General features: G+C 37.0%; 13 protein-coding genes and 1 rRNA gene. All 14 read left to right on the top strand.

Annotation, left to right across the window (positions count from 1 at the left end; translation table 11 throughout):
• Nucleotides 1-413 precede the first annotated feature (413 nt).
• Entirely contained in the window at nt 414-2,792 is a 2,379-nt protein-coding gene (locus CRO45_RS19245; protein ID WP_097151254.1) for a hypothetical protein, read from the top strand.
• On the top strand, nt 2,789-3,721 hold the full coding sequence (locus CRO45_RS19240) for an ABC transporter ATP-binding protein (protein ID WP_097151253.1): 933 nt from the start codon (nt 2,789-2,791) through the stop codon (nt 3,719-3,721). The genes CRO45_RS19245 and CRO45_RS19240 overlap by 4 nt, the downstream gene beginning before the upstream one ends.
• On the top strand, nt 3,721-4,587 hold the full coding sequence (locus CRO45_RS19235; RefSeq protein ID WP_097151252.1) for an ABC transporter permease: 867 nt from the start codon (nt 3,721-3,723) through the stop codon (nt 4,585-4,587). The genes CRO45_RS19240 and CRO45_RS19235 overlap by 1 nt, the downstream gene beginning before the upstream one ends.
• Before the next feature lie 12 nt (nt 4,588-4,599).
• Entirely contained in the window at nt 4,600-6,036 is a 1,437-nt protein-coding gene (locus CRO45_RS19230; RefSeq protein ID WP_097151251.1) for a hypothetical protein, read from the top strand.
• 12 nt (nt 6,037-6,048) lie between these two features.
• The gene (locus CRO45_RS19225) at nt 6,049-7,044 is read left to right on the top strand and encodes an AAA family ATPase (RefSeq protein WP_097151250.1); all 996 of its coding nucleotides are present in this window, start codon (nt 6,049-6,051) and stop codon (nt 7,042-7,044) included.
• A complete protein-coding gene (locus CRO45_RS19220; RefSeq protein WP_097151255.1) occupies nt 7,044-7,922 on the top strand; it encodes a DUF58 domain-containing protein in 879 nt (292 codons plus the stop codon). The genes CRO45_RS19225 and CRO45_RS19220 overlap by 1 nt, the downstream gene beginning before the upstream one ends.
• 11 nt (nt 7,923-7,933) lie before the next feature.
• Nucleotides 7,934-9,685, top strand: a complete 1,752-nt coding sequence (locus CRO45_RS19215) for a vWA domain-containing protein (RefSeq protein ID WP_097151249.1) — start codon at nt 7,934-7,936, stop codon at nt 9,683-9,685.
• Entirely contained in the window at nt 9,669-12,275 is a 2,607-nt protein-coding gene (locus CRO45_RS19210; protein ID WP_097151248.1) for a VWA domain-containing protein, read from the top strand. The genes CRO45_RS19215 and CRO45_RS19210 overlap by 17 nt, the downstream gene beginning before the upstream one ends.
• Nucleotides 12,276-12,436: 161 nt before the next feature.
• Nucleotides 12,437-14,203, top strand: coding sequence for a DNA polymerase III subunit gamma/tau (gene dnaX / locus CRO45_RS19205; RefSeq protein WP_097151247.1), 1,767 nt, complete (start codon nt 12,437-12,439; stop codon nt 14,201-14,203).
• A gap of 69 nt (nt 14,204-14,272) precedes the next feature.
• On the top strand, nt 14,273-14,587 hold the full coding sequence (locus CRO45_RS19200; RefSeq protein ID WP_097151246.1) for a YbaB/EbfC family nucleoid-associated protein: 315 nt from the start codon (nt 14,273-14,275) through the stop codon (nt 14,585-14,587).
• Nucleotides 14,588-14,598: 11 nt separating this feature from the next.
• On the top strand, nt 14,599-15,195 hold the full coding sequence (gene recR / locus CRO45_RS19195; protein WP_097151245.1) for a recombination mediator RecR: 597 nt from the start codon (nt 14,599-14,601) through the stop codon (nt 15,193-15,195).
• A 96-nt stretch (nt 15,196-15,291) separates the two neighbouring features.
• A complete protein-coding gene (locus CRO45_RS19190) occupies nt 15,292-15,504 on the top strand; it encodes a YaaL family protein (protein WP_097151244.1) in 213 nt (70 codons plus the stop codon).
• Nucleotides 15,505-15,571: 67 nt separating this feature from the next.
• Nucleotides 15,572-15,844: a pro-sigmaK processing inhibitor BofA family protein gene (locus CRO45_RS19185; RefSeq protein ID WP_097151243.1), complete on the top strand. Its 273-nt coding sequence runs from the start codon at nt 15,572-15,574 to the stop codon at nt 15,842-15,844.
• Between the two features lie 298 nt (nt 15,845-16,142).
• A 16S ribosomal RNA gene (locus CRO45_RS19180) occupies nt 16,143-16,332 on the top strand; the annotation flags it as partial.

Here is a 16,332-nt window from a genome sequence, read left to right as displayed (position 1 = left end):
ATTCAATTAAACACATTGGTAAGCCGTATGCCTTAATAGGGCACGTACGGTTTGATGAGGGGGTGGCCATGAAAATGGTCACCCTACTCTATTTTTTATCCTAGAAAAATGGGATTTGCTCAATCAGGAATACTTCTCGAGGACAAAAATAATAAAAATTCCAAAAAAATGTCCACGAGACCGCTTCTCGAGGACAAAAATAATAAAAATTCGAAAAAAGTGTCCACGAGACTACATCTTAAGGACATAAAAAAGAATCCACGTAACCGCAGTGGATTCTTTTTTTATTGTATAGCAATTGATTAATACTGGTAAATTATACGAACAATTCCTTAAGATAGGTTAAATTCTGGAACAAAGTACTTTATAATACGTACTAATTATATAGATGGAAATTTGAAGGAGTTGGTTTTTTGTTAAGAAGAAGTTATTTTTTTGCCATACTCATAGCATTTGTTATTAGTTTTATTCCAATAACACAAGCAAGTGCTGCCCCAATTTTAAATGTTGATGCAGAGGTTGGCGTCGACAATCATATAAAAAGCTATACTCCACTACCTTTAAACATAACAGTAACGAATAGTGGTACTGCTTTCTCAGGGGATTTAGTCATCGATACACCTGCTACTTATAATGCGGGGTCGGCTCTCGTCTACCCATTAGAGCTTGCTGAAGGTGAATCGAAAACAATTCAACTTTACTTAGATGGTTTAGCAGATGATTTCGTGTATATGAGCCAACAGCCTCAGTTTTTTTACTTTTATGAAGGTGGAATCGAAAGCGGAAAAGAAATCGACTATTCTGGCGATAAATTAGTACGACCGAGTGTCTATGACCTTGATACAACAATCATCTATACACTAACTGATAATAGTGATCGTCTATCATCTTTTTTACAGCTTAAACAATTTGCTACATTTAATGTAGAAGTATTTCACTTAAATTCAATTGAAAATTTCAATTTCCCTACAAATAGTAAGGGTCTTAAGCTTGCAAATATTTTAGCTATAGATGAAATGGGTATATCTCATTTAACAGAAGAACAACAAAAAGCAATCTTTAATTGGGTGCAAGAAGGAGGAACTCTACTTGTAGGTGGTTCAGACCAAGTGGAATCTTCAGTAAGTCAATTTAAGGACTATTTACCTTTAACACTATCCAATGAAAGAACTACTATCACTAGTCAAAGCTTGGAGACGCTATCAAAAGGTGGCGTTTTTACTGAAAACATTGTGATCTATCAAGCTGAAGCAACAAATAATAGCCTTTCAACTATTGAGGCGGATGGAAAAATAATCGCCGCAACAGCAAGTTTAGGAAATGGGCAAATCATTCAAACGGCTTTTTCTCTAGGTGATAATCCACTGGCTTCAATGAGTGGATATTCAAAATTAATGGCTACGATTCTTCAATTAGATTCAAATCAACCATTTAGGGGATATCCGACTTTTGCAGGTAACTATATGGATTATCTTCCATATGAAGTTGGGGGAGTAAATGAATTATTCCCATCATTTGAAGTGTCAGTAACAACATTGATTATTATTGTACTGATTTATATTTTATTAATTGGCCCAATTCTCTACCTAATTCTCAAAAAATTCGATAAACGGGAGCATGCATGGTGGATTATCCCGGCTATTTCAATTGCACTTTCTATTGCACTATTTATCGTCGGTGCAAAAGACAGACTGTTCCAATCTCATATTCAACAGACTGCTTATTATCAAGTTACGGAAGATAATAACCTATCTGGCTATTATATCGAATCGATTTTAACAAACCGTGGAGGAGATTTTACTTTCGATTTAGATAAGGGTACGACTGCAATTGCCACTCGTACATATAACGGTAGCAATAGTACGAATAAATTACATGAAAAATCTTATGTGGAACATCACGCTGAAGGTTCTAGTATTCATTTGAACAATTTAAATTATTGGTCAGTTCAATCTTTTATTGGAGAAACGAACATTCCAAATGCAGGAAGTATCAAAACCGATTTATCTTTAAAGAACAATTTACTCGAAGGAACAATTACAAATGAATTTCCATTTGAATTAAAAGACGTTGCTATTTGGTCTGGGCATATAGAAGTAGCACTTGGAGATATAGCTGCTGGTGCTACCATTAATGTATCTGAGCAACTAAAAAGTGCATTACTATTAGCTCCTTCGAATACAAATTATAACTACAACTATCCGCAATCGAAAGACGAAATTTTACCGATGCGTTTAGAAAAAGCGAAATATGGTGCCGCAGGGTTAACTGAAAAAAATGGTCTACCTGTTATTATCGGCTGGACGGACCAAGCACTTGTAGGAGTACAACATAACGGCAATGCGAGCGTCTCACCAGTTTCTTATATTGCTCAACCATTCAATGCTAATGTTGAATTATCTGGTGAAATTACATTAGGTAGCGATATTCTAAACAAATCCATTGATATGATTAGTCAAACTGGTTTTGCTGACTTAATGAATGAGTCAACGAACCAATGGTATTTGGAAGATGGCCAATATACGTACATTGTTGAGATTCCTGAAAACGTGAAAACTCAAGGAGATTGGAATGAAATTTCATTTACAAATAAGGAAAACAAACTAACAGTTTCCATTTTAAATGTACAAACGAACGAGTATGAACCAATCTCGAACCAAAAAGAAAGCTATGAAAATTATTATTTATCTGAAGATGGTCGTGTAATCTTCCAAATTGAATTTCTTAATGGCGATAGAGGTACTCCAGTAATCCTGCCAGAAGTTGAAATTAAAGGGGTGGCAAAAGAATGATTGAAATCAAAGGGCTTACAAAAAAATACGGCTCATTTGTAGCTTTAGACCATTTTGAACTATCCATTGGGGATGGAGTTGTCTGTGGTTTTGTTGGGGCAAATGGTGCTGGAAAATCAACGATCTTTTCCATCTTAGCTACCCTTTTATCTCCGACTGCAGGTGATGCGACGATTCATGGGAAAAGTGTAACGAGAGACCCGGCAGAGATACGGAAAGTAATCGGTTATATGCCTGACTTTTTCGGTGTCTACGATCAACTGAAGGCAGACGAATATTTAGACTTTTATGGAGCTAGTTACGGGATTCCAGCTGAGAAAAGAAAAGTATTAATTCCTGAGTTGTTAGAATTAGTAAATTTAACAGACAAACGATATGAGTATGTTGATTTATTATCCCGAGGAATGAAACAAAGATTATGTTTAGCTCGGTCACTTATTCATGATCCGAAAGTGTTGATATTAGATGAACCGGCGTCTGGGTTAGACCCAAGAGCAAGGGTTGAAATGCGTGATATTTTGAAGCATTTAAAATCTATGGGCAAAACGATTCTTATTTCGTCGCATATATTACCGGAGCTTTCAGAAATGTGTGATGAAATTGTTGTTATAGATAGAGGAAAGCTTATTGCACATGGTCATGTAGAATCTATACAAGCACAATTGCAAGGTGATAAACGTATTAAAGTGAAAGTGGTGGACCAGTTAGATGCGGCTCGCGCTTTCTTTGAAGAGGATCCATTTATTTCAGGGATTGAATTACAAGAAGATAAAAAAGAAATTTCCTTTACTTATAAAGGGTCAGATGAGGAACAAGTAGAGCTTTTACGAAAAGCACTCCTTTCAAATATTCCAGTTTACTCGCTTAATGTGGAAGAAAAAGACTTGGAAGATGTCTTTATGGCCATCACGAAAGGGGCGTATGAATAATGCATCAACGATTTTCTAATCCCGTACTTATGAAAGAGTTAAAATTACGTTTCCGCGCATTTAAAAGTTTTTCGGGGTTAATGTTTTATTTAATTCTCCTATTTATTTTTGTTGGAGGCTTTTTAAGCGTATATACGCAATTTACAGGGACGGGGTTCTTTAGACCGAGCGAAAGTTTTATTATGTTTTCGGTTATTTCGGTTCTTCAAATGGCACTTGTTATGTTTATTACCCCTGGTTTAACGGCAGGTGCAATAAGTTCAGAAAGAGAAAAGCAAACGTTAAATATTTTATTAACGACAACACAGAGCTCAACACAAATTATCATTGGAAAATTACTGTCTTCTATTGCGTTTTTAATTCTATTACTAATTGCGGGACTTCCATTATATAGTATCGTGTTTTTATTTGGTGGAGTTTCACCAACTCAATTAATAACGATTTTCTTGTTTTATTTATTAACGGTTATAGCTATTGGAAGTATTGGGATTATGTTTTCGACAATCACGAAAAAGACGATTGTGTCGATGATTGCTACTTATGGTGCGATGATTTTCTTAGGAGCGGTGACAGCCTTTTTCTTCTTTGTTGGCTTTTCACTTGACCGTATTCCAGGGGGGATGCCTACGACACCTATTGGGGGGCCAACTCCTAGTTCACCAATTACATTTTTCTGGGCAGCTATTAACCCCGGTGCATTAATGTTAACGATACTTTTCCCTGAAATGGGAAATGAACTAGCGAATCTTACGAACATCTCATTTCCAAATTGGATAGTCTATTTAATATTTTATAGTTTGATTACCGTAATTTGTTTATTTATTGCCATTCGAAAATTACGTGCAAATATGAGACACAACAGATAAGGAGGAGTAAAGGTGGATCGTCGTAAATCATTACAGCAGTTTGTTGAACGGGCGAAGAGAAGCTTAAACATTGAAAAATCATTACCTCGGTTACAGTACGGTCTATTGTTGGCGGTTGTTGTTTATACGGCGATTCTCTTTATATCTAGACTTTTTGTATTTCCATACTATAGTAATGTTGCTTTGTGGAGTAGCATTGGCGTCGTTCTAGTGACGATTGGTTATATATGGTGGAGAAGAGTGAAATATCAAGAGGCATTAACTCGTCTTGACTCTTTTTACCCTCACAATGAACTAGTCACAGCATTATCGTTGAAAGATGAATCCAATCCATTAGTAAATGCTATTTTACAAAATGCACAAAAGGCTTCGGAAGATTCATTTACTAATTTTAAACAACGGAAAAAGAGGTTATTGAAACCAAAAGCACTCATTGCAATATTGTTTATGTTTCTTATTACGGGAGTACTTTATATTTTCCCTTCACCAACACAACAAGAAGCAGTCGCTATTGAAAAAGAAAATGAAGTAATTGACGAGTTAAAAGAAGAAGTAGCGGAGTTAGAGAAGAAGACCGCGAACGAAGAAATGAAACAACAATTAAAAGAGCTACAAAATAAATTAAAAGAAGTCGATCAAGTGGAAGAAGCTTTACGTGAAGTAGTGAAAAAGCAAAAAGAGCTTAAGCTACAAGAACAGAAGCTTCAGGATAAAAAGGATTTAGTTGGTAAAGGCCAAGGTGCAGAAGGGCTAACTGCCGAAGAAGAGGAACGATTAAAAGGATTGTTAGAACTTCAAAGTGCATTAGCAGAAAGTGCAGGTGCTACCCAAACTGCTTTAAGTAAGTTAGGGAAATCTATTAGCTTTGACTTGCAAAATGCGATTGCGCAAGAGTCTAGTTCGAATTCATCTAGTGAAAGTAATGGTGATAAAAGTCAAGGGGACAATGATAACCAATCTGGCTCATCAGGACAACAGAGTAATGGTCAAAGTAGTCAAGGGAATGGGAATAACGATGGCGGAAGCAATGGTTCAGACGGTCAAGGAACGAACGGCTCGCAAGGTCAGGGTAATGGATCAGGACAAGGAAATGGTCAAGGTTCAGGCTCTGGTCAAGGTCAAGGGAACGGTGGCGGTTCCGGTGGTCAAGGTTCTGGTTCAGGTGGTAATGGTGCTGGCCTAGGCCAAGGAAATAGGAACTTACTATCTATACCAGAACGTGTTGGGGAAAACGGAGAAGTAGTAGTAGATGGTGGCCCCCTTGGGGAAGGAACACCTATTGGTGAGCAAGAAGGACCGGTTCCCGTAACAAAAGGAACCATTCGCCCTTACGAAGAGGTAATCGGCCAATATAAGGACCGCTATATGGAAAGTTCGGAACGTATGCAGTTGCCGAAAGATCTACAATCGATCGTGCAATCCTATTTTAGTTCCATAGAGTCGGAATAAGGAGAGAATAATATGGCTTATAGTGAACAAGATTATCAGGAAATTAGTGAACAATTACAACAGGTGAAAAGTGAAATTAACCGATTTATTGTTGGTCAAGAAGAAGCGATTTCATACACGTTATATTCTATTTTAGCGGATGGCCATGCTCTTCTTGAAGGGTTGCCTGGTCTTGGTAAGACGATGTTAGTAAGGACAATTTCCGAAGTTTTGGATTTGTCCTTTTCCCGTATTCAATTTACACCTGATTTAATGCCTACAGATATTACAGGAACAAATATTATTGAACGTACAGAAGATGGAAGGCAAAAGTTTGTTTTTCAACCGGGACCGATTTTTAGTCAGATGGTTCTTGCCGACGAGATTAACCGTGCGACTCCTAAAACACAAAGTGCTCTTTTAGAAGCTATGGGTGAAAAGACAGTTACGATCTTAGGTGATACGAAGGAAATGGCTAAACCATTTTTCGTATTAGCAACACAAAACCCAATTGAGATGGAGGGTACGTATCCATTACCAGAAGCACAAATGGACCGTTTCCTATGTAAGATTTTAGTATCGTATCCTTCAAAACAGGAACTAATGGAAATTATGAAAAGAACAACAGGAGCTCAGGAAGTAGAGCTTCAAAAGGCTATGGGGTGGGACCGATTACTATTAGCACAAAAGATGGTAAAGGAAGTATTAGTTGCAGATGAAATGATGGAGTATGCCGTGAACTTAGTTGTTGCTACTCATCCTGAAGGAGCTGACATCCTACCTGAAGTAAAACAATATGTTATGTATGGAAGTGGTCCTCGAGGACTGCAAAGTATTTTGAAGTTAGCTAAAGCACGCGCGGTAATGAATGGACGATTCCACGTATCTATTGCAGATATAAAATCTGTAGCAAAACCAGCTCTAAGACACCGCATCATGTTGAATTATGAAGGAGAAGCATCGGGGAAGATTCCAGATGACCTAATCGATGATATTCTATCAAGCGTACAGCAGGGCGTTCGATCATGATGAAAGACAAACTCATTCTTCCTGATGATTGGATTGCAAAGATTAGTCGATTATCGATTGCAACTACTTCAAAGTTGCGCGGCCAACATAAGGGGTCTCATCGCTCTGCAAGATTTGGATCCTCCTTAGATTTTTCGGATTTCCGCGAGTATACCTTAGGGGACGACGTGCGACAAGTGGATTGGAACGTGTATGCACGAACGGAAAAATTTTATATAAAACGTTTTTTAGATGAACAGGAAATGCGTGTTCATATTTTATTAGATTCTACAAAGTCCATGGGACAACAAAAAAAGTGGTTATTTGCAAGACAAATTGTTGCGAGTCTAGGCTTAATGGTTTTAAACCGAGATGACCGTTTATCGTTTTCCTATCTACAAGATGGTGAAAAAAAGCCAATGTTTCGTAGAAAAGGTGCAACAAATCGTAAAGGGTTTTTGCAGCATGTTTCGGAGATAGAGGATGCTTCATTTAATGGACAGTTAACAACAGAAGGATTCAAAGTGTTGCCAAAAGATAGTACTGTTTTATTTATCGTAACAGATGGATATGAACCTATTGAGGAATGGGAACAATTTTTCAAACGAATGCCACGCTTTGCAGGAGACATCCGTTGTATTCAAATTGTTACGAGAGAAGAATTAAATCCTTCATATACCGGTGACCTTCGTTTAATTGATATAGAAACAAATAAAGAAACTAATGTTTCGATGTCTACGAAAGTGATCGGAGAATATGTAAAAACGAGAGAAATGCATGAACGTCAATTTGAAAAAGTCGCAAGTCGCTTTGGAATACGAACAATTCAACTTGTCGTAGAAGATGGGTTACAAAATGCGATCTTTCAAAATCTATTAAGAGCTCGAATGGTACAGTGAGGTGAAGTTCAATGGGGTTTAGTAATTTACTATTTTTGTGGACTTTAATCCTACCAATCATCGTTTTGATCTACTACTTTTTCAGAAAAAAATATAAAGATCAAACTATATCTTCAACGATGTTTTGGGATGAAGTGATGCAAGAAACACGTGTTTCACCGTATTTAAAACATTTACAAAGAAATGCCTTGCTGTACTTACAATTACTTGCATTAATATTGTTTACGCTCGCTTTAATGAACCCATTTATTAAAAAATCAGAAATGGCAGGAGAGCAAATTATTTGGATTGTTGATACATCTGCTAGCATGTTAGCTGGTAAAGAAACATCCACTTTTGATAAGCACAAAGAAGAAATGAAATCACTTGTTTCGGAAATTGCAGAACGTCCACTAACGATAGTGACTACTGGGGAAGAACCTAATGTCATCCTTCGCCAAGAAACTGACAACACGCTTATACATAATACAATTGATCAATTAACAGTCACTTATGAAGATGAACAATTATCAAAAGCAATCGATGTAGCACAAGCATTTGTTGGTGATACATCAACTTCCATTTATATTTTTACTGATTCTTTAGATAGAAAAGAATTACCCATTGAGACTGATCGGGTAAAGTGGGTTGTTAAAGGTGCAGAGAAGGATTTGAAAAATGTCGCAATTACTAAATTTGCAGCGACTGAAGTGAATGGGGAAATTTCTGCATTGGTGCAAATAAAAAATGAAACAGAACTTGTACATGAAATGACCTTATCCATCGTTGATGATATGGAACAAAATCTAAAAGAAGAAAAAATAACGATAGAAGCAAATGAAGAACTTTCTCTTATGTACGATCAATTCCCTCTATCAACCGTTCTGACTGCTCATATTGATGTAGATGACGACTATGAAGCTGATAATGCGGTAAGTAGTATTTTAAGTGGAGCTCAATTAGATATTATTGTTGACCAACAAATGCACGCCCTTGTTCAAAAAGGATTTCAAGCATTAGATGCCGACGTTAAAATTGTACAAACCGATCAAATGAAACAAATGGCCGATAAGGGGATTGTCATAACCAACCAAACCGATTTACTAGATGAGTCTAGTGGTAAGGTTATTTTGATTGGTAGAGATGATGAATCTGCAGAAGAAATAAATAGTATGGTAGATGTTTCTAAAGATCCTTTGTTTGCCTTTAGTGATTTAGAAGATGTATATGTTAGTGCAATCTATCCGTCCTTTGATGGGTTTACAACAATTGCAACAATTGGAGAGAAGCCATTTATCCAACGCTCTCCTAAAGGAGATATCGTAATTTTAGCTGATATTGAATCGACGGACTGGCCTCTTCATCCTTCATTTCCATTAATGTTATGGAGTTTGCAAAATGAATTGTCGGAAGGGACACAAAGTTTAGGAATTTTCCGACCGAATGAGTCCAAGGCGGTCTCTTTAATAGATGATGAATGGACTATCTATTCTTTTGAAGGTGAATATATTTCTACTATTGAAAGTCCGGGGCATTTCAGAGCACCTACTATACCTGGTGTTTATACTATTCGCTCGCAAGAAGAACAGAAATATTTCTTAGTTCAACTTTCAAATCTGGAGCGTTCTATTCAGGAAGGTACGAGTTTTGAACTTGGTCAGCTTCAAAGTGATGGAGAAGATATTAAAACGAGGGAATCGCTCTCTAATTGGATTTTATTCATCGTATTATTATTACTTGTAATTGAGTGGGAGGTGCAAAGAAGACGTGGATTTGCGAATTAATTTTCCTCTTGCGCTTTTATTGTTAATCCCACTTATTTTGTATTTTGGTTGGACTTGGTGGCGTCATAAGGGTGAGTTGAAAAAGAGACATTTGATTGTATTTGGAATTAGGTCCCTTTCTGTATTATTGCTTGTATTCGCGTTAACTTCACCATACACGTTATTACCGATAAAAGATGAACAGGTCGTTTTTTTAATCGACCGCTCTGCATCTTTAAATGGAACAGAGAATGAGGCGGTTGCTTTTATTGAAAATAGCTTGGAAGGTAAAAATGAACATCATGAAGTAGGGATTTATTCCTTTGCAGCAGGATTACAAACGGAAACGATATTATCTAATTCCATTGAACATGCGCCTTCTTTAAGTAACGTCAATAATCCAAGTGAAACAAATATTGAAGAATCATTGCAAATTGCAACGAGCATAGTTGACCCAAAAAAGGCAACGAGAATCGTTTTAATGTCAGACGGGCTTGAAACGAAAGGGCAAGTATCAAATCAATTAATTAAACTTTCTGGTTCAAATGTGTCAGTTGATGTTGTTCCGTTAGAAAAACCTTATGTTTCGGACGTATCAATCGTTCGCTTTGTCACGCCTCAAATTGCTTATGCTGGAGAACAGCAGCAGCTAGTTACAGAGATTCACTCTACGAAGGCAACTGAAGGTGTACTTCACTTATATGAAAATGACCAACTTATCTATCAAGAGCCTGTTCGATTAGAAGCGGGAACCAATTCATTTACTTACCGGCACGTTGGAAATGCGGAAGGGTTAGTTAAATACGAAGCTCTTGTACAAGTTAGTGAAGACGGGATAATAGAAAATAATAAATTAACGAGTGTTACGATGGTGCACAGTTCCCCTCAACTGCTTATTGTCAGTGATCGTGAAGGTGGCTCACCGATTGCAACAGCACTAGGACCAAATTCTATCGATTATGTTGTGCTGCCATCTGAAGAATTGCCAAGTACACTTTCTAGTTATCTACAATATAACGCTATTATTTTTGATAACATCCCTGGACACAAGATAGGGGAAGCAAAAATGAGTGTTATTGAACAGGCAGTGAAGAACTTCGGTGTTGGATTTATGATGGTTGGTGGAGAAAATAGCTTTGGGTTAGGAGGCTATTTTAAAACGCCAATCGAGCAGTTACTACCAGTAGAAATGGAAGTGAAAGGCAAACACCAACTTCCTTCTTTAGGGCTTGTCATCGTGCTCGACCGGTCTGGAAGTATGATGGGTCCAAAAATCCAATTAGCAAAAGAAGCAGCTGCGAGGTCAGTAGAGCTATTAAGAGATGGCGATACCCTTGGATTTATTGCATTTGATGACCGACCTTGGGAAGTTATTGAAACTGCTCCATTAGTAGACCGTGAAAAGGCAGTGAATACAATTTTATCAATTCCTCCGGGTGGGGGAACAGAGATTTATTCCTCACTTGCGATGGCTTATGATAATTTGTCGGATTTAGATTTACAACGAAAACATATTATTTTGCTGACAGATGGACAATCTGCAACATCGAATAGTTATGAGGATTTAATTGAAGATGGAAAAGCGAATAATATTACACTTTCTACTGTCGCAATCGGATCAGATGCAGATGCGAACTTACTAGAAATGCTTAGTGAGATGGGAAGTGGCCGTTTCTATAGTGTAGTTGATGAAACGACAATCCCTTCAATACTTTCAAGGGAAACGGCAATGATTACACGTACTTATATAGAAGATAATCCGTTTTACCCAATGATTTATCATGCATTAGGTTGGAATAGTCTTTTTGAAAATGGTGTACCACAAATGAATGCCTATATTGCAACGACTGCTAAACAAACTGCAACTGTTATTGCTGAAAGTGAAAAAGAAGACCCAGTTTTAGCCGAATGGCAATATGGACTAGGCCGTACCATTGCATTTACATCAGATTCAACAGGTACATGGACAGGAGACTGGGCTCGTTGGGATGAATGGACAAACTTCTGGCAAACAGCTGTCTCTAGGATGTTACCTTCTTACAATGATGTTGCCTATGATATTCGCCAGGATGCAGAAGGGGCATTTGTCGTTACTGACCCGACGAATAAAGCTGCATTTTTAGATATAGCGGTAGTGAATGAAAAAGGTGAGGAACTCGAGATTCAATCAGAAGTTCTTTCAACAAGTAAGGTACGTGTTATGGCAGAATCAGATCCTGGGCTCGTATTTTTCAGAATTACTCAAAATGATGGAACAGATGCAATTTATCAGGCAGGATTAACGATTCCTTATAGCGCTGAATATGAGTTAAAACCTCCGAATGAGATGTTATTAAATGAAATTGCTGAAAGAACCGGGGGAGAAATTCTATCATTAGAAGATTCCTCTAAAGTATTCCGAGATTTTTCTATTAAAGGTAACGAAAGACAAAGTATAACGATTTGGTTAGTTCTAGCAAGTATGCTTCTATTCTTTATTGATATTACGTTAAGACGTTTTGGATGGAGCTTCTTAAAAACGACTAGTAAAACTAAAAAGTCTACAGACAATAAACAAGTTGTTGAAGAAACGAATGTTAGCCAAATTTTAAAAGAACTAAAAAGAAAGTGATAAAAGACGCTGTTACTGGATTTTATTATTAAAATCTTGTAGCAGCTTTCTTTATGAAATAATAATGTATCTACATTTTTGAGAATATGAAAGGAAATGATAAAAGAACCTATGCTATAATAGACCTACCAAATTAGTGAAATTAGAAGGGGAAGAAAAAGTTGACGTATCAAGCATTTTATCGTGTCTATAGACCTCAAAGTTTTAGAGAAATGTCCGGTCAAACACACGTAAAAAGAACGCTTCAAAATGCTCTCCTAGCAAATAAAACAACACATGCATATCTTTTTTCTGGGCCTCGTGGAACGGGGAAAACGAGTACGGCGAAAATTTTTGCTAAAGCATTAAATTGTGAGAATGCGCCATCGAACGAACCGTGTAACGAATGTCCAACTTGCTTTAGCATTACAGAAGGATCCCACCCAGATGTTATTGAATTTGACGCAGCATCCAATTCACGAGTGGAGGAAATGCGTGACATTATCGAAAAGGTTAGATTTGCGCCGGCCAATGCACGTTTTAAAGTGTATATTATTGACGAGGTGCATATGCTTTCTACAAGTGCCTTTAATGCATTACTAAAAACATTAGAAGAACCTCCAGCTCATGCAGTGTTTATATTAGCAACTACCGAACCTCATAAACTTCCTGCAACGATTATCTCACGCTGTCAAAGATTTGATTTTAAACGTCTTTCGTCGAATGATATTTTAGAACGTATGAAAGTTGTATTGGAAGATATTCATTTGCCGTTCGATGAACAAGCCTTAAAAGTCATTGCACAGGCAGCGGCAGGTGGTATGCGTGATGCGTTAAGTTTACTAGATCAAGTCGTATCATTTAGCGGCGAATCGTTAACGCTAGAAGATGCACTACTTGTAACGGGTTCTGTAAGTCAGGATGTTTTCTATGACGTAGCGATTGCCTTAAAAGAAAAAGATGTTGCACAAGTACTGTCGCTAATGGAAGGGCTTATTGCAGACGGGAAAGAACCGGTACGACTAGCAGAAGATTTAATTACATTTTTCCGTGATTTACTATTGTTACAAACTAGTCGAGAACTCGACGAATTATTAGAGTTAGTAACACCGGAAGAGAAATTTATGCAGTTGGCACATGAATTTAGCGCCGACAATCTTTACGGATTTATCGATATACTAGCTAAAACACAACAAGAAATGCGCTACTCACACCATACGAAAATCTATTTAGAAACTGCTCTATTGAAAATGGCGCAGTATTCTAATGTTGGGGGAGTAACTCAATCAACTGCGAGCGCCGGCAATGTAGTAGACCCGCAATTGATGGATAAAGTTGCAACACTTGAAAAAATGGTTCAAAGCCTTACGCAACAGTTGCAAAATGGAGTGCAACCAGCCGCGGCTCCACAAGCAAAAGAAGCACCTCGCCCAAGGGCAAAATCACAAAACTATAATGCTCCTATAGGAAAAATTAAAGAAGTGTTAAAAGGAGCTACTAAGAAAGATATCCAGACGATTAAAAATGGATGGATGCAAGTTCTTAGCCAACTACAAAAATCACATGCAGCACTTTTTGCAGAAGCTGAACCTGTAGCGGCATCATCGAGTGCATTTGTGGTAAAATTCAAGTATGATATTCATTGTAAGATGGTTGCCGAGAATAGAGAACTAACCGCAAGTTTTAGTCAATTCTTATTACAACTTTCCGGTAATATGTATGAGTTATTATGTATTCCAGAAGATGATTGGTATAAAGTTCGTGAAAACTTTATTAAGGAAAACCATACGGCTGATAAAAATGAGTCATCCAATCAAGAAGACTCAAGCTTTTCACATTCTGAACAACCATTTATAGAGGATGTACAAGAAATGACTTCAGATGATCCATTGATTTCCGAAGCTGAAAAATTATTTGGTAAAGATATAGTAGAGGTCATTGAAGATTAGCTAAAATTGTTGCTATAGAAATGTGAAATATTTAATTAGAGATTATTTATAATTAGGAGGAAATTATTTATGCGTGGAATGGGTAATATGCAAGGCATGATGAAAAAAATGCAAAAAATGCAAAAGGAAATGATGCAAGCTCAAGAGGAGTTAAATGCAAGAGAATTCGAAGGTACTGCTGGTGGCGGTATGGTGAAAGTAACAGTTAACGGCCAACGTGAAGTACTAGGAGTAAATTTAGATCCTTCAGTAGTAGATCCTGAAGATGTTGAAATGTTACAAGACTTAGTCGTTGTTGCTATTAACGACGCATTAAAGAAAGTGGAAGAAACTACAGCATCAACAATGGGTAAATTCACTCAAGGCTTAAACCTTCCATTCTAGGAGGATAATCAATGTACTACCCTGAACCAATATCAAAGCTTATTGATAGCTTTATGAAATTGCCAGGAATCGGCCCGAAAACAGCGGCCCGACTGGCATTTTTCGTTTTAACGATGAAAGAAGATACAGTGTTATCTTTTGCAAAGGCTTTAGTCGATGCAAAAAGAAATCTAACATATTGTTCTGTTTGTGGGCATATTACTGATGTGGACCCATGTCAAATTTGTTCAGATAAACAGCGAGATGTTACGACTATTTGTGTTGTACAAGATCCAAAAGACGTCATTGCAATGGAAAAAATGAGAGATTATCAAGGGCTATATCACGTACTTCATGGAGCAATTTCTCCAATGGATGGTGTTGGTCCAGAAGATATTAATGTCGCATCATTAATTACTCGCCTACAAGATGAAAGAGTACAAGAATTAATTTTAGCAACAAACCCAACGATTGAAGGGGAAGCAACAGCGATGTATATTTCACGCTTAGTTAAACCATCAGGCATTAAAACTACACGTATTGCACATGGGTTACCAGTTGGTGGGGACTTAGAGTATGCAGACGAAGTAACGTTGTCAAAAGCATTAGAAGGTCGTAGAGAGTTATAAACAATAGTAGTAACTAGGTTAACATGTTGATTTTGACTATTCCCCATAAAGTTAGAGATGGAAAGTTGTCTGAGATAAGGGTGAGTGACGTTTTACATGTTTCGACGAAAAGGTAAATTGAAAAAAGAATATGATCACAAACTTCGCAATCTTATATTAGAAACAAAAGAAGATTGGAATAACACAAAAGTAATTGAGAGTTTGATGGATGATTATGATTTAGATGTTATTGCACAAAGAAAAATTGCAGAGAGTGTTCATTTTTATTTGTTCAAAGAAGCAAGAATCCGAAAAATATTAATCAAGTAATGCAAATATGAGTAGCCACAATAGCATATGCTCCTAATATAAAGATAGATTTGAAAAGGAGTATAAGATGACTATTTACATTATTATCGGTTTCATTTGTGTGCTACTCATAGTTGGTTTTATATTAATAGGGAAGAATGTAGGGTACGGTTCACTATTAGAAAAACTTGCAATTCTTTGGTTTCGATTAGCGTGTGCATTTGCTATTTTATATATCGCTCATATTATTGCAGATGGATATAATATTATTGTGCCTGTAAATCTATTTTCTGCTTTAACAATCGCTATCTTAGGCATACCTGGTATGCTCTGTATCGGGATACTTACTTTTTTTCAATAAATTTAATAAAAAGTGTTGCAATGTGAAAAATATAGTGGTATATTAATTTAAGTCGTTAAGACGTCGCATTAACTGATTAATAAAAATCATAAATAAAAATCATAAAAGTGTTGACATCGATATGAGATGACGATATAATATAAAAGTTGCTTCGATAAGTGATTCGAAGTAAACGAATGAACCTTGAAAACTGAACAACAAAACGTTAATGAATTAAACGTTTCTATTATAAGAAACAAAATTTTGGACATCAAAATTGATGCCAGTTTGAATTTTGAGCTTAACTCAAATTCACCATTTTATGGAGAGTTTGATCCTGGCTCAGGACGAACGCTGGCGGCGTGCCTAATACATGCAAGTCGAGCGGACCTTTCAAAAGCTTGCTTTTGAAAGGTTAGCGGCGGACGGGTGAGTAACACGTGGGCAACCTGCCCTATAGTTTGGGATAACTCCGGGAAACCGGGGCTAATACCGGATAATACAATTTA

Source organism: Ureibacillus acetophenoni, assembly GCF_900220965.1.
Lineage (GTDB): Bacteria > Bacillota > Bacilli > Bacillales_A > Planococcaceae > Ureibacillus > Ureibacillus acetophenoni.
Note: the sequence above shows the minus strand (reverse complement) of the source record. Positions and strands in the feature narration are given on the sequence as shown.

What these genes read in the sequence shown, in the direction of transcription:
- CRO45_RS19240 (WP_097151253.1), top strand. Translation starts at nt 2,789, where the DNA reads ATGATTGAAATCAAAGGGCTTACAAAAAAATACGGCTCATTTGTAGCT.
- CRO45_RS19235 (WP_097151252.1), top strand. Translation starts at nt 3,721, where the DNA reads ATGCATCAACGATTTTCTAATCCCGTACTTATGAAAGAGTTAAAATTA.
- CRO45_RS19225 (WP_097151250.1), top strand. Translation starts at nt 6,049, where the DNA reads ATGGCTTATAGTGAACAAGATTATCAGGAAATTAGTGAACAATTACAA.
- CRO45_RS19220 (WP_097151255.1), top strand. Translation starts at nt 7,044, where the DNA reads ATGAAAGACAAACTCATTCTTCCTGATGATTGGATTGCAAAGATTAGT.
- CRO45_RS19215 (WP_097151249.1), top strand. Translation starts at nt 7,934, where the DNA reads ATGGGGTTTAGTAATTTACTATTTTTGTGGACTTTAATCCTACCAATC.
- CRO45_RS19200 (WP_097151246.1), top strand. Translation starts at nt 14,273, where the DNA reads ATGCGTGGAATGGGTAATATGCAAGGCATGATGAAAAAAATGCAAAAA.
- recR (WP_097151245.1), top strand. Translation starts at nt 14,599, where the DNA reads ATGTACTACCCTGAACCAATATCAAAGCTTATTGATAGCTTTATGAAA.
- CRO45_RS19190 (WP_097151244.1), top strand. Translation starts at nt 15,292, where the DNA reads ATGTTTCGACGAAAAGGTAAATTGAAAAAAGAATATGATCACAAACTT.
- CRO45_RS19185 (WP_097151243.1), top strand. Translation starts at nt 15,572, where the DNA reads ATGACTATTTACATTATTATCGGTTTCATTTGTGTGCTACTCATAGTT.